Source organism: Gordonia liuliyuniae, assembly GCF_021739025.1.
Taxonomy (GTDB): Bacteria; Actinomycetota; Actinomycetes; order Mycobacteriales; family Mycobacteriaceae; genus Gordonia; species Gordonia liuliyuniae.
Genome location: NZ_JAKKOT010000003.1, coordinates 1 through 14214, shown reverse-complemented (window position 1 = coordinate 14214; position 14214 = coordinate 1). Strand labels below are relative to the sequence as shown.

General features: G+C 68.5%; 12 protein-coding genes. 11 read left to right on the top strand and 1 reads right to left on the bottom strand.

Annotated features, from left to right (window positions below; translation table 11 throughout):
* Position 1: 1 nt before the first annotated feature.
* From L5G28_RS04960 to L5G28_RS04945, 4 genes are all read left to right on the top strand, one after another.
* Positions 2-397, top strand: coding sequence for a hypothetical protein (locus tag L5G28_RS04960; protein WP_237000569.1), 396 nt, complete (start codon positions 2-4; stop codon positions 395-397).
* On the top strand, positions 394-2100 hold the full coding sequence (locus tag L5G28_RS04955) for a sodium/solute symporter (RefSeq protein ID WP_237000568.1): 1707 nt from the start codon (positions 394-396) through the stop codon (positions 2098-2100). Before L5G28_RS04960 ends, L5G28_RS04955 begins: the two co-directional genes overlap by 4 nt.
* Before the next feature lie 172 nt (positions 2101-2272).
* Positions 2273-2650, top strand: a complete 378-nt coding sequence (locus tag L5G28_RS04950) for a DUF485 domain-containing protein (RefSeq protein ID WP_236997852.1) — start codon at positions 2273-2275, stop codon at positions 2648-2650.
* Positions 2647-4281 (top strand): monocarboxylic acid transporter, encoded by a 1635-nt coding sequence (locus tag L5G28_RS04945; RefSeq protein WP_237000567.1) that lies wholly within the window; start codon positions 2647-2649, stop codon positions 4279-4281. Before L5G28_RS04950 ends, L5G28_RS04945 begins: the two co-directional genes overlap by 4 nt.
* Before the next feature lie 216 nt (positions 4282-4497).
* Here the strand turns inward: L5G28_RS04945 and L5G28_RS04940 are convergent, their stop codons facing one another.
* Positions 4498-5904: an amidase gene (locus tag L5G28_RS04940; protein ID WP_237000566.1), complete on the bottom strand. Its 1407-nt coding sequence runs from the start codon at positions 5902-5904 to the stop codon at positions 4498-4500.
* A gap of 67 nt (positions 5905-5971) precedes the next feature.
* Here L5G28_RS04940 and L5G28_RS04935 point away from each other — a divergent pair, with 67 nt between their 5' ends.
* The 7 genes from L5G28_RS04935 to L5G28_RS04905 all read left to right on the top strand — a co-directional run bounded on the left by L5G28_RS04935 (position 5972) and on the right by L5G28_RS04905 (position 13468).
* Entirely contained in the window at positions 5972-7168 is a 1197-nt protein-coding gene (locus L5G28_RS04935) for an acyl-CoA dehydrogenase family protein (protein WP_236997855.1), read from the top strand.
* A 24-nt stretch (positions 7169-7192) separates the two neighbouring features.
* Entirely contained in the window at positions 7193-8308 is a 1116-nt protein-coding gene (locus tag L5G28_RS04930; RefSeq protein ID WP_237000565.1) for an acyl-CoA dehydrogenase family protein, read from the top strand.
* 16 nt (positions 8309-8324) lie between these two features.
* The gene (locus tag L5G28_RS04925; RefSeq protein ID WP_237000564.1) at positions 8325-8765 is read left to right on the top strand and encodes a DUF350 domain-containing protein; all 441 of its coding nucleotides are present in this window, start codon (positions 8325-8327) and stop codon (positions 8763-8765) included.
* 104 nt (positions 8766-8869) lie between these two features.
* Positions 8870-9331 carry an SRPBCC family protein gene (locus tag L5G28_RS04920; RefSeq protein ID WP_237000563.1) on the top strand — a complete coding sequence of 154 codons (462 nt, stop codon included), beginning with the start codon at positions 8870-8872 and terminating at the stop codon, positions 9329-9331.
* Between the two features lie 138 nt (positions 9332-9469).
* Complete coding sequence (locus L5G28_RS04915) at positions 9470-10186, top strand: phosphatidylserine decarboxylase (RefSeq protein ID WP_237000562.1); 717 nt, start codon at positions 9470-9472, stop codon at positions 10184-10186.
* On the top strand, positions 10186-11223 hold the full coding sequence (locus tag L5G28_RS04910) for a CDP-alcohol phosphatidyltransferase family protein (protein WP_237000561.1): 1038 nt from the start codon (positions 10186-10188) through the stop codon (positions 11221-11223). The genes L5G28_RS04915 and L5G28_RS04910 overlap by 1 nt, the downstream gene beginning before the upstream one ends.
* Before the next feature lie 4 nt (positions 11224-11227).
* Entirely contained in the window at positions 11228-13468 is a 2241-nt protein-coding gene (locus tag L5G28_RS04905; RefSeq protein ID WP_237000560.1) for an AAA family ATPase, read from the top strand.
* Positions 13469-14214: the final 746 nt, after the last annotated feature.

The window sequence follows — 14214 nt, the reverse complement described above, 5'->3', positions numbered from 1 at the left end:
GATGCCCGACCGCCCGCCCCGCGAACGCGTCGTCCTGTCCGAGCGACGCGGAGCGCGCATGGTCCGCACCCGCGTCCAGGTCGCCGAACAGAGCGGAATCGGCGAGAACCTGGTCCGCGGGCTCGTCCGCGCGCAACTCGGTCTCGCACTGCGGCTTGGCCTGGCCGTGGTCCTGATCTTCGTCGCCGTTCCGATCCTCGGCGCGACCGTCGAGCCGTTCGCGTCGGCCACCGTGTTCGGGATCCGGCTCAACTGGGTCATCCTCGGAGTGCTCCCCTATCCGCTGCTGTACCTGGCGGGCCGCCTCTACATTCGGCTCGCCGACCAGGCCGAACGGGACTTCGTCCGCCTCACCGACGACGACCCCGGACCCACGACTCGGGACTCGGCTCGGTGAGCGATCACGTCACCACACTCACGGTCGCCGCAGTCCTGGTCGCAGCGGTCGGCACCCTCGCCGCGGGCGCGTACGCGGGGCGGGGCGCCCGCTCGACGTCAGACTTCCTCGTCGCCTCACGCAGCATCGGCTCCGGCTGGAACGCCGCAGCGATCGCGGGCGAATACCTGTCGGCGGCGTCGTTCCTCGGCGTAGCGGGACTCGTCGCCAAGTACGGGGCCGACGCCCTCTGGTATCCGATCGGGTTCACCGCGGGCTACCTCGCGCTGCTGCTGTTCGTGTCGGCTCCCCTCCGCCGGTCGGGCGCGTACACGGTGCCCGACTTCGCCGAGTTCCGCCTCACGTCGAAACGTGCCCGCAAGGCGACGATGGTCGTAGTCGTCGGCATCTGTGTGCTGTACCTGGTCCCGCAGTTGCAGGGTGCAGGCCTCGCGTTGGACATCCTGCTGGGACTGCCCCCGTGGATCGGTGTGGTCGGCGTCGGTCTGCTCGTGATCGTCAACGTCGTCGGCGGCGGCATGCGGTCGGTGACGTTCGCACAGGCGGTCCAGTACTGGTTGAAACTCACCGCCGTCGCGGTGCCCGCGCTCGCCCTCTCGATGCTGTTCCTCCACCACGACTCTGACCTCGGCGAGCCGCTGCCGCCGCGCGTCGACGTCGCGACCACGGTGAGCGTCGACCGCACGGTGTCGGTGACCGTCTCCGATCCGACCGGGGTCCGGATCAACGGTGCGCCCGCCGAGGTCGGAACCGTCACCGTCGAACGCGGTTCGACAGTGACCCTGGCGAAGGACGCGGCGACACCGGTCGTGTCGGACGCCCCCCAGACCGGCGCGCAGTGGGCGGCGTCCGGCGGCGGTCTCGGCGGCGACCACCCGCTCTACCAGGTGCTGTCGCTGATGGTGGCGACCTTCCTCGGCGCCGTCGGACTCCCCCACGTGCTGGTGCGCTTCTACACGAACACCGACGGGCGGGCGGCGCGCCGGACCGCGTTGAACGTGATCGCCGCATTGTCGGTGTTCTACCTGTTCCCGACGGTGCTGGGCGCGCTCGCACGGGTCTGGACCCCGCAGGTGCTGACGACCGGCAACACCGACGCCGCGGTTCTCCTGCTGCCGACGGCCGCCATGCCGGGAGTGTGGGGGACACTGCTCGGCGCACTCGTCGCGGCCGGCGCGATCGCCGCGTTCCTGGCGACGTCGTCGGGCCTGCTCGTCAGCATCGCAGGCGTCATGTCGACTGATCTGCTACCGGCCGGAGTCCGCAGCTTCCGGATCTGTGCACTCATCGGCGGACTCATTCCGATCGGCTTGGCATTGGGCGCGGGAACCCTCGACCTGTCCCGGTCGGTCGGCCTGGTCTTCGCCGTGTCGGCAGCGACCTTCTGCCCGCTACTCCTATTAGGAATCTGGTGGCGGGGGCTCACTGCGGCGGGCGCGATCGCAGGTCTGGTCGTCGGCGGGATCGCATCGGCTGCCGCTGTCGCCCTGGTCGTCAGCGGCGTCGTCGACGACGACGTCGCAGGCGGGTGGCCGACGGCGGTCGTCGACTATCCGGCAGCAGTGACGGTGCCGCTCACCTTCGTCGTCATGATCGCGGTCAGCATGGCGACACGCTCGTCCCGGCCACCGGGCGTCGCAGGGATCTTCGCCGCGATGCACGTGCCCGAACGCCTGGGGTTGGGTGTGGAACGGACCCCGTGAAACCGCCGAGGTGACGGACGACCGTTCACCGCTCGTCGGCGCCGGGCGACCGTTCACCGCATGGTCGGAGATGCTCGTCGCTTCGATCACAATGCGCCTGCCATGTGACACGTATCTCGTTCATTCTTCTCGCATGCGACTGTCCGTCGACTCTCATGTGTAAGGAGTGATCGTGTCCGATCAAGCACCACCGCCCACGGAGCGGGTGCAACCATCGCCCGACGAGTTCCTCGTCGCGCAAGCGAGCCCCGAATTCACCAGCCTCCGGCGGACCCTCCTCCGGTTCATCGTCCCGATGTCCGTGTTCTTCCTCCTCTGGTACGCGGTCTACGTCGTCCTCGGCGCGTTCGCGGACGACTTCATGGGGACCAAGGTGTGGGGGAACATCAACCTCGGCCTGATCCTGGGGCTGCTCCAGTTCGTGACCACTTTCGCGATCACCGCCGCGTACGTGAAGTTCTCGGGCCGTGACCTCGATCCGAAGGCCGAACAGATCCGACAGAACTTCGCCGACGGCGTATACGCAGACACCGCGGAGGGCATCCGATGACCATCACCCATCTCGCCGAGCCCGAGGCCGTCGGCAACACCGCGATGAACATCTCGATCTTCGTGGCGTTCGTCGCGGTCACCATGTTCGTCGTGATCCGCGCCAGCCGGAAGAACACGACCGCCTCCGAGTTCTTCACTGCGGGCGGCGGCTTCTCCGGCACGCAGAACGGCATCGCCATCGCAGGCGACTACCTGTCGGCCGCCAGCTTCCTCGGCATCGCGGGCGCGATCGCCGTGTACGGCTACGACGGCTTCCTGTACTCGATCGGCTTCCTCGTGGCCTGGCTGGTCGCCCTGCTGGTGGTGGCCGAACTGCTGCGCAACACCGGCCGATTCACGATGGCCGACGTGCTGAGCTTCCGATTGAAGGAACGCCCGGTCCGCATGGCGGCCGCGCTGTCGACACTGGTCGTGTCGCTGTTCTACCTGCTCGCTCAGATGGCAGGCGCGGGCGGTCTCGTCGCACTGCTCTTGAACATCCACGACCGGGCCGGCCAGAGCATCGTGATCGCCGTCGTCGGCGTCCTGATGATCGCGTATGTGCTGATCGGCGGGATGAAGGGCACCACGTGGGTGCAGATCATCAAGGCGTGCCTGCTGATCGCGGGAGCCGTCGTGATGACCGCGATCGTGCTCATCAAGTTCGGGTTCAACATCTCCCATCTCTTCGGCGAGGCGCAGAACATGATCTCCGGTTCGGCCGACGAGGCGGTCGCGTCGCGTGACGTCCTCGCGCCGGGCGCCAAGTACGGCGGCTCCACCGAGTCGAAGATCAACTTCATCTCGCTCGGTCTCGCTCTGGTCCTCGGCACCGCGGGTCTGCCGCACGTGCTGATGCGCTTCTACACTGTGCCGACCGCGAAGGAAGCCCGCCGCTCGGTCGTGTGGGCGATCTCCCTGATCGGCGCGTTCTACCTGTTCACCCTGATCCTCGGCTACGGTGCGGCGGCTCTCGTCGGACCCGACAAGATCCTCAGTGCGGCAGGCGGCGAGAACGCGGCGGCTCCGCTGCTGGCGCTCGAACTGGGCGGCACCGTCCTGCTCGGCATCGTCTCGGCGGTCGCGTTCGCGACGATCCTCGCTGTGGTCGCCGGTCTGGCGATCACCGCGTCCGCGTCGTTCGCGCACGACATCTACGCGTCGGTCATCAAGCGCGGCAACGCATCCGAGTCCGACCAGGTGCGCGTCTCGCGGATCACGGTCATCGTCCTCGGCGTCATCAGCATCGTGCTCGGCATTCTGGCCAACGGCCAGAACATCGCGTTCCTCGTCGCTCTCGCGTTCGCGGTCGCCGCGTCGGCCAACCTGCCGACGATCATCTACTCGCTGTACTGGCGTCGCTTCAACACGCGTGGCGCCCTGTGGAGCATGTACGGCGGCTTGATCTCGTGCATCGTCCTGATCGTCTTCTCCCCCGCCGTCACCGGCGGTTCGAAGGCGATGATCTCGAGCATCGACATCTCGTACTTCCCGCTGGAGAACCCGGGCATCGTCTCGATCCCGCTCGCGTTCATCCTCGGTATCGTCGGCACCCTGACGTCCCGCGATCGCGGTGAAGCAGGCAAGAACGCCGAGATGGAAGTCCGCTCGCTGACCGGTGTCGGAGCCGAAGGGGCCGTCGCCCACTGACGCTGCCCACTGACGCTGCCCACTGACACGGGGCATGCACTGACACGGCGCATGCACTGACACGCCCAGGACGTCGGCGGGTCGACTCACCATCCGAGTCGGCCCGCCGACGTCTTCGTTCGCCCACCTCGGGCACAACTCTCCCGTATACGGACACTCGAACCGCCATCCGGACCTGGGCGCCGTATACGGGAGAGTTGTGCCAGCGTCTGGCCGCTACGCGTCCTGGATGCGGGCGAAGGGTCGGGCCGCTTCCACCTCGTACGACAATTCGAGGAGCGTCCGCTCGGCGCCGACGTCGGCGGAGAAGTGGATAGCCACCGGCAGCCCGTCGGGCGTGGAACCGAACGGCAGCGTCACCGCGGGCGTACCGCTCACGTTGTTCGCAGGCGTGAACGACACGTAGCCGATCAGCTTGTCGAATACCTCGTCGAAGTCGTCGGTCGGCGACAGGTACCCGATCTTCGGAGTCGTGTGCGCGAGCGTCGGGGACAGGACGACGTCGAACCGCTCGCACAGATCGCGGAACGCCGCGGTCGCCTTGTTGAGGCGGCGGAGCGCGAACGGCAGCCGGTAGAAGTGCCGAAAGAACCTGGCGGACAATGCTTGTGTGAACGGGTCGAGTTGCGATCGGTCGAAGCCCGCCCCCACTGTCTTGCCACCGAAACGGTCAATGCCGAACGCCATCATCGCCCAGTAGTCGGAGAAGTCGTCGACGAACGACCGGTCGACGGGCAACGGAATCGTCTCGACGCGATGCCCCATCGACTCCAACATCTCGGCGGCGTCGTTCAACGCCGTGTCGGTCGGCGCGTCCAACAGCCGTCCAGTGATCGGCGTGTTGACAAGCGCCACCCGCAGCCGGCGGCTGCCGGGGCCTTCGACGCTGCCGACCGGTGGCAGGCTCCCGCTGTCGCGGCGAGACTCCACATCGGCCAGAAACGCGGCACTGTCGCGCACCGAACGGGTGAGGACACCGTTCGAGATCAGATCGATCGGCAGTTTCTCACCCATCGCAGCAGGCGCCGTCCGCCCCCGCGACGGTTTGAGCCCGAAGAGACCGCACGCCGCAGCCGGGATGCGGATCGAGCCGCCGCCGTCGTTGCCGTGCGCAATCGGCAGCACGCCCGATGCGACGAGCGCTGCCGCACCGCCGGACGACCCGCCCGACGAGAAGTCGGTGTCCCACGGGTTCCGCGTCGGTCCGCGATCGGCGAACTCAGTGGTCGCCGTGAGACCGAAGGCAGGCGTCGTCGTCGCCCCGATCACGTTGAACCCGGCGCCGACGAACTCGCGAGAGAATTGTTCGTCCGACGCGGCGGGCACATCGCCGGTCGCCGCCGAGCCATTGCGAGTCGGCAGACCGGCGAACGCGGTGTTGTTCTTGATCGCCGACGGCACACCCGCGAACACACCGTGAAACTCGCCGTCAGTGCGCGCTCGTGCCCGCTCGCGGTCGTCGACCGCGAGCGCCGAGAGCTGCGGCTCGACCCGGTCGAGGCGAGCCAACGCAGCGTCGAGCGCTTCGGCGGCACTGACCGCTCCGGTCGCGATCCGCTCGGCAACTCCGAGCGCATCCAAATCGCCGAGAACGTCATCGCCGAAAGCGTGCACATGTTTCATGCCTCATGACGGTACTTCCTTCCATCGAATCGCGACACGACGAGTTACTTCGGAGTAGGACTGGAGTATGCAGCTTCGTTTCACCCCCGAGGAGGAAGCGTTCCGGGCCGAGCTCCGCGAATTCTTCACCACCGAGATCCCCGAAGACATCCGTCGCCGCAATGCCGAAGGCAAGACGATCTACCCGGACGACGTCGTCACCACCACACAGCTCCTGAACAAGCGCGGCATCGCCGTTCCGGCGTGGCCGGTCGAGGCGGGTGGCCAGGACTGGACTCCCGTACAACACCACATCTGGCGCGAGGAGATGGCGCTCAACTTCGTGCCCGACCTCCTCCCGTTCAACGCGGGCATGGTCGGGCCCGTCATCGCGCACTTCGGCAATGACGAGCAGAAAGAGAAGTACCTGCCCGCCACCCGAAACCTGGACCTGTGGTGGTGCCAGGGCTTCTCTGAACCCGAGGCAGGCAGCGACCTCGCATCGCTCAAGACGCGCGCCGTCCGCGACGGCGACCACTACGTCGTCAACGGCCAGAAGACGTGGACGACGCTCGGCCAGTACGCCGACTGGATCTTCATGCTCGTCCGTACCGACCCCGACGTGAAGAAGCAGGCCGGTATCAGCTTCCTGCTCATCGACCTGGACACGCCGGGCATCGAGATGCGTCCGATCCAGTTGATCGACGGCAGCCACGAAGTGAACGAGGTCTTCTTCAGCGACGTGCGCGTCCCCGTCGAGAACCTCGTCGGCGAAGAGAACCAGGGCTGGACGATCGCCAAGTTCCTACTCGGCAACGAACGGTCGGGCATCGCCCGCGTCGGCTACACCAAGACGAAGCTGGCGCGCGCTAAGAAACTCGCCGCCGAGATCACGACCCCGACCGGGACCCTGCTCGACGATCCCGCCATCGCCTCCCGCCTGGCCGATCTCGAGAACCAACTCCTCGCCCTTGAGATCACCCAGCTGCGCGTGGTGGCCGGCTCGGCCAACGGGAAGCAGAACCCGGCGTCGTCACTGTTGAAACTACGCGGTTCGCAACTGCAGCAGGATGCCATGGAACTGCTCGCCGACATCGCCGGACCGGACTCGGTGCCCGTCGCAGCCGTCGACTCGGCGGCCGCCAACGGGACCGCCGACGTGCTGTCGCCCGAGTGGGCACAGCGCACGGTTCCGACCTACCTCAACTACCGCAAGGTCACGATCTACGGCGGCTCATCGGAAGTGCAACGCCAGATCATCGACAAGGCCGTCCTCGGGCTGTAGCCCTCCCAGATTTCAAGGAACACAATGGAATTCGATCTGTCTGACGAACAGGTGATGTTGCGCGACACCGTGCGCGACGTCCTGACCTCCGCCTACGACGTGGAGAGGCTCCGCGCGGTGACCGACACCGACCTCGGGTGGAGCCGCGACGTGTGGCGCTCCCTCGCCGAGATCGGCATCCTCGGGCTGGTCTTCAGCGAAGCCGACGGCGGGATGGGCGCAGGCCCCGAAGAGCTCTCAGTGGTGATGGAGGAGGTCGGCGCGAGCCTGGCTCCCGAACCCCTCCTCGGCTCCGTCGTCGTCCCCGGCATGCTCGTCGCCCGGACCGCCGACGACGCGACCCGCACCGAGATCGTCGAAGGACTGTCGTCCGGCGAGCGGATGCTGGCGTTCGCACACACCGAAGCCGGCGACCGGTGGCCGCACACAGCGGTGGCGACCACCGCTGTGTGCGGCCGACTGACCGGCGTCAAAACGCTCGTCGACCACGGCGACTGCGCCGACACCTTCGTCGTCTCGGCCCGCGAACCGGACGGCGCCATCGGCCTGTACCTGGTGGCCGCCGACGCCGACGGCCTCACCCGTACCGCGTACCGCACGCACGACCGTCGACGCGGCGCGCAACTCGACCTGTCCGGGGCGCCCGGCACCCGACTCGGGGACGGCGACGCATCGCAGGTCATCGCCGACGTCGACGTCGCCACCCAGTCGGCGCTGTGCGCCGAAGCGGTCGGCGCCATGACCCGCGCCCTCGAAATGACCACCGAGTATCTGAAGTCGCGCAAGCAGTTCGGCGTCCCGCTCGCCACCTTTCAGGCGTTGTCGCACCGGGCAGCGGACATGTTCGTGTCCGCTGAACTCGCCCGCAGCATGAGCACGTACTTCACCGCGTCGCTCGCCGACGGCGACTACGACCCGATCACCGCATCCCGGGCCAAGCTGCAGATCTGCCGGAGTGGCCGTCATGTCGGCCAGGAAGCGGTGCAGATGCACGGCGGCATCGGCATGACAGCCGAGTACCCGATCGGCCACTACGTCAGCAGGCTCACCGCCATCTCGCACACGCTCGGCGACGCCGACAGCCATCTCGCACGGCTGTCCGGTTCCGTCGCCGATTGGGAGATGGTGACTGTCGGCTGACCGCTAGAGTCATCGCATGGAACCGCTGGAGATCTTCCGTAGCGACATCGCCGACCTCACGTCGTACGGCCTGCTGTCGATCGCGCTCCTCATCCTCGGATTCGTGGCGCTCGACCTGGTGACGCCCGGCAGCCTCCGCACCAAGGTGTGGGTGGAGCAGAACCGGTCGGCCGTGGTGCTGGCGGTCGCGCAGGCCGCGGGCCTCGCGATCGCGATCGCCGCGGGCATCGGCGCGTCCACCGGCTTCGAACTGTGGAAAGGCATCCTGTTCACGCTCGGCTACGGCGTCGCGACGATCGCCTTGATGATGTTCTCGTTCGTCCTCGTCGACTGGCTCACCCCAGGCAGGCTCGGTTCGGTGCTGCTCGACGAGTCCGACGGCGGCTATTCGCGAGCCGCATGGCTCAACGCGGTCGTGTTCGTGGCGATCGGACTGTTCGTCGCCGCGGCACTGTAAAACGCCGCGCTGTAGAACACTGGGCTGTTGGACCTACCGGCGTTACCGCCTGTCACGGCAACTGGTCTATCGTGACGGGCACTACACCGTTGGAAGGAACCCCCGTGGCTGCACCCATCATTGAAGACTCCATCGAGATCGACGCGTCCCCCGAAGCCGTCTGGTCGGTCATCAGCGACCTCAAGCGGATGGGCGAGTGGAGCCCTCAGTGCAAGAAGATGATCGTCTTCGGCGGCGACGTGAAGCAGGGAGCCCGCACCCTGAACGTCAACCGTCGCGGCCCACTGGTCTGGCCGACGAGCGCCAAGGTCGTCGCCTTCGAGCCGAACCGCGAGATCGCCTTCCGCATCACCGAGAACCACACCGTGTGGTCGTACCGGATCGAGCCGACCGCGACCGGATCACGCGTCACCGAGCAGCGCGCGGCGGCAGGCGGCAAGACCACCGCCGTGTCGTCGTTCCTCGTCGACAAGGTGTTCGGCGGCAACGACTCGTTCGAGGACGAACTCCGCGCAGGCATCCGCGAGACGCTCGACAAAGTGAAGCGCGCAGCGGAAAGCGCATAACCGGGCGCCTCGACAGACTCCGCTCGGTCGGCGGCGGGGGTCTCGACTTCGCTCGAGCGGCGGGCTCCGCCTAAGCTTGCAGCAACGCAGAGCTCCCGGTCGAGGTTGCCGGAGGAGCCAGAGGTGAGGAGACTCCCGGTGGCACGACGCCCCGCACAACCCGACGATCGCACCGGTGTCGCACACCTGGTCGACCTATTCAACTCGACGGTTCCACCCGTCCACCGCCGCGGACTGCCGTTCGTCGCCGCGCCGGCCGCCGTCGCACTCCTCGGACGCAGACATCCGTGGCTCGCCCGGTCGGCGGCGGCGACGGCCGCAGCGTCGGCATTGTTCTTCCGGCATCCGTCCCGCGTGCCGCCCACCGGCGCCGGGCTGGTCGTCGCCCCGGCGGACGGCGCGATCGCGCTGGTCGACGAGGCCGTCCCCCATCCGGAGCTCGGACTCGGCGACCGACCGTTGCCGCGCATCTGCACGTTCCTCTCGATCTTCGACGTCCACGTCCAGCGTGTCCCGATCGCGGGCCGAGTGGTGTCGGTGGCGCACAAGCCAGGCGAGTTCCTGTCCGCGGACCTGCCCGAGGCGAGCACTGCGAACGAGCGGACATCGATGACCATCGCGACCGGCGCCGACGGATCCGGACCGCAGGTCGGCGTCGTCCAGATCGCCGGGCTTCTGGCTCGCCGCATCGTCAACGACGCCTCAGTCGGCGACGAGTTGACGCTCGGCGACACATACGGCCTGATCCGCTTCGGGTCACGCGTCGACGTCTACCTGCCCGCGGGCAGCGTCCCGAAGGTGTCTGTCGGCCAGCGCGCGGTGGGCGCGGAAACCGTCTTCGCGGATCTCACCTGATGCCCAGCGCGACGGCCCCACGCGGTCCCGGCCGACTCCGCCGAGACGGGAGTCCGCGGCGCAGGCTGCGGGTGGCCGGCCGTCGGACGGGCCGGCCCGACGACACACGTCGCCGGTCGCTGCGCGACGGTCGCATGTTCCTGCCGTCGGCGCTCACGATCCTCGCGCTCTGTGCAGGTCTCACCGCGGTCCGCTCGGCCGATGCAGGCAACGTCGACACCGCGCTCGCGCTGCTCGTCGCCGCAGCGATCCTCGACGGTCTCGACGGCCGCGTCGCCCGCCTCATGGGCGCCACCACCAAGATCGGCGCCGAGATCGACTCCCTCGCGGACGCCGTCAACTTCGGTGTCGCGCCCGCACTCATCGTCTACTCGACGGTGCTGCGCGACCAGGACGGCGCCGCCCAGGACCTCGGCTGGATCCTCGTCCTCATCTACTGCGCGGCGATCATCCTGCGGTTGGCCAGATTCAACACGCTGCTCGACGACGACGACGCCCCCGGATACACGAGGGACTTCTTCGTCGGTGTTCCGGCGCCGATCGCCGCATTGACTGCGTTGCTGCCGGTCGGCGTCTTGCAGCACTTCGGCGACGGCTGGTGGACGTCGACGGTGGCCGTCGGCGTGTGGATGATCTTCGTGTCGATCCTCGCGGTGAGCCGCTGCCCGACGCTGTCGTTCAAGTCGGCGAGGGTCCGCCCGAGCGCACTCGCCGGGCTGCTCATCGTCGTCGCCGCGGCCGCCGCGCTCTTGATGACGTTCCCGTACATCCTGATGATGGTCGTGGTCGCCGCGTACCTCATCCACATCCCCTTCGCGTGGCGGATGCAGCGGTGGGTGGCTTCGCATCCCGAGCACTGGGACGCACCGCCGCGGGACCGCCGTATCCAGCGACGTGACGAACGACGTGCGGGCGGCGTGCGCCGACACACTGGTCCCCGGAAGGCCTCGGCGGCTCGACTCGGCTTGCGTCGCCCCGGGGCACCGGAGGCCCCCGGAGCCCCGACCACGCCGGTATCCGCGGACTCGGAGGGCTGACCCGGTGACGCGGCCGACGTTGACTCTGACCGCCCGACTGAACACGTCGGCGGCCGACTCGCGTCGAGGCTTGGTGCGGGTCCACCCGGAGGTACTGGCGGCGCTGTCGTTGACCGAGTGGGACGCGATCGGCATGACCGGTGCGCGGACGATGACCGCGGTCGTGGCGCGCGCAGCCGGCGACGTCCCACCGGGCGTGCTGCTGCTCGACGACATCACCTTCACCAACCTCGGGGTCCGGGAGAACGCGCAGGTCGTCGTCGGGCCGGCGCTCGTGCAGGGTGCCTCTCGCGTCACGGTGCGCGGGTCCTCCGTCGCCATGTCGGTGGTCGCCGAGGCCACGCTGCGGCGCGCGCTGCTCGGCAAGATCCTGGCCGTCGGAGACACCGTCGCACTGCTTCCGCGCGATCTCGGACCGGAACTGTCGGCGAGTCCGGCGACCCGGTCACTGGCGAACACGCTCGGCATCACGTGGACCAACGAGCTCCTCACCGTCACCGCGACCGAACCTGCTGGACCGGTCAGCGTGCAGACTGGGACGGCGGCCCTATGGGCCGGTCGGCACGCCGTGCCGGGGGCGGCGCCGCACCCGGTTGTCGAGCCGCCCGCCACTGCGAGCGCCCCCGAGCCCGTCGGCGCGTCCACGTCGTCCCCGGCGACGGCGCGCGACCAGTCGCCACGTCCGGTCCGGCCCGTCTCCGAACTCGTCGGCGTCGACTCGCAGGTCAGTCGGCTCACCGAATGGTTGGCGGTCACGCTCGACACCCCGGACATCCTCCGGTCCCTCGGAGCGCAGCCGCGTCTGGGCGTCCTCGTGACCGGACCGGCCGGAGTCGGCAAGACGACGGTGGTCCGGGCGGTGTGCGCGCACCGTCCGTTCATCGAACTGGACGGTCCGACGACTGGAGCCCTCACCGCAGAGGGGCGACGCGCTGCGGTCGCCGACGCCGTCGCCCGACTCCGCGCGCAGGGCCCCGGCGTCCTCCTGATCCCGGAGGTCGACGCACTCCTCCCGGCTGTGCCCGACCCCGTCTCGACGTTGATCCTCGACGACCTTCGGGACGCGATCGCATCCGGCGTCGTCGCTCTCGTGGCCACCAGCGCGGACCCCGCCGCGATCGATCGGCGTCTGCGCGCCCCCGACCTGTGCGACCGTTCGCTGTCGATCGGACTGCCCGACGCCGACCTGCGAGCCCGACTGCTCGGCGCGATCCTCACCGACGTGCCCACCGACGGCCGACTCGACGTCGACGACGTCGCCGCCCACACGCCGGGCTTCGTCGCCGCCGATCTGGCCGCCGTCGTCCGCGACGCGGCCTTGCGCGCCGCGGCCCGTGCCGCGACCGACGAGACCGAGCCGGCGCTGCGCACCGCCGACCTGACCGAAGCCCTCACCGTGATCCGTCCGACGTCCCGCAACGAGTCGCCAGACGTCGCCCTCGGCTCGGTCACGCTCGACGACGTCGGCGACATGGTCGAGACACGTCAGGCCCTCACCGAGGCGGTGCTGTGGCCGCTGCAGCACCCCGACACCTTTACCCGGCTCGGGGTGGAGCCTCCGCGCGGCGTGCTGCTGTACGGCCCTCCGGGCTGTGGGAAGACGTTCGTGGTTCGTGCGCTCGCCGCGTCCGGCCGACTGTCGGTGCACACGGTGAAGGGTGCCGAACTCCTCGACAAATGGGTCGGGTCGTCCGAACGTGCCGTCCGCGATCTGTTCGCCCGTGCCCGCGAGTCGGCTCCGTCGCTGATCTTCCTCGACGAGGTCGACGCGCTCGCACCCCGCCGCGGCGGCTCGACCGATTCGGGGGTCGCGGACCGTGTGGTGGCCGCGCTCCTCACCGAACTGGACGGCGCCGAGCCGCTCTCGGACGTGGTCGTGCTCGGCGCGACGAACCGGCCCGACCTGATCGACCCCGCGCTGCTGCGACCGGGCCGCCTCGAACGTCTCGTGTTCGTACCGCCACCCGACGCCGCCGCCCGCGCCGACATCCTGCGCGCTGCGTCGCGCAACGTCCCACTCGACGGTGTCGATCTCGATCGATTGGCCACCGAGCTCGACGGGTACTCGGCTGCGGACTGCTCGGCGCTGCTCCGGGAGTCTGCGCTGGCCGCCATGCGTCGGGACATCGAGGCCGCGACTGTCACGGTGGACGATGTGGAGACCGCGCGCGCCACGGTCCGTCCCTCTCTCGACCCAGATCAGGTCGCCGAACTCGAGGCGTACGCGCAACGCCGCACAGACTGACGCGGTTCCGTCTGTTCCGGAGCCTGCGGGTCCAGCACTTCGGCACCTCGCTCCCAGTCTCCTGACAGGTTCGGCGGGTACTCGAGCACGCGGCGACGTGCCGCACGACGAGAGGGAAACGATGAGCGATCCGCAGGACCAGACTCCTGGAGACGCCGGGGTGGGCGGCCTGTTCTCGCGAACGTCGTGCGTTCCCGCGAACGTTCTCGCTTCCCGCTATTGGACAGTCCAGTAGCGGGAAGCGAGAGCGTTCGCGGGAAGGCAGAGGGGTAGCGGGAAGGCGGCGGGGTAGCGGGAAGGCGGCGGGGCGGCACGCTTTTCGGGCACTCGTTGTTCGAACGTACGTTTTTGTCGGAGGTGAGTTATATCATACTTGTAGTTCTCGAGAACGTGTCGGGAGCCAGGTGTTCTTTGACAATTCGATAGCGCGCCGCAGTCCAGGCGAACCCGTTACAGACTGCTCGTTCCTCGGGTGAGAGTGCGAGCCGCGGGAGGGCTACGGCGGCACTTGCCGGGGTGGTGCCCGGCACCCCACACGGGGTGGGGTTCGGTCCACGTCGTTCGCTCAACCCACGGCAGGGTGCCGTGGTTCGAGCGCGCCGACAACCGGCCCCACGTAGTCGCTGAAGTCCTGGATCGAAGGAGGTCCTGTCATGTTCGCTTCCACTGTTCGCGAATTCGCCGACCACATTGTCGATGAACTCGCTCCACCCACCGCCGTCGAACGCGAGGCCGGTGACTCGCTG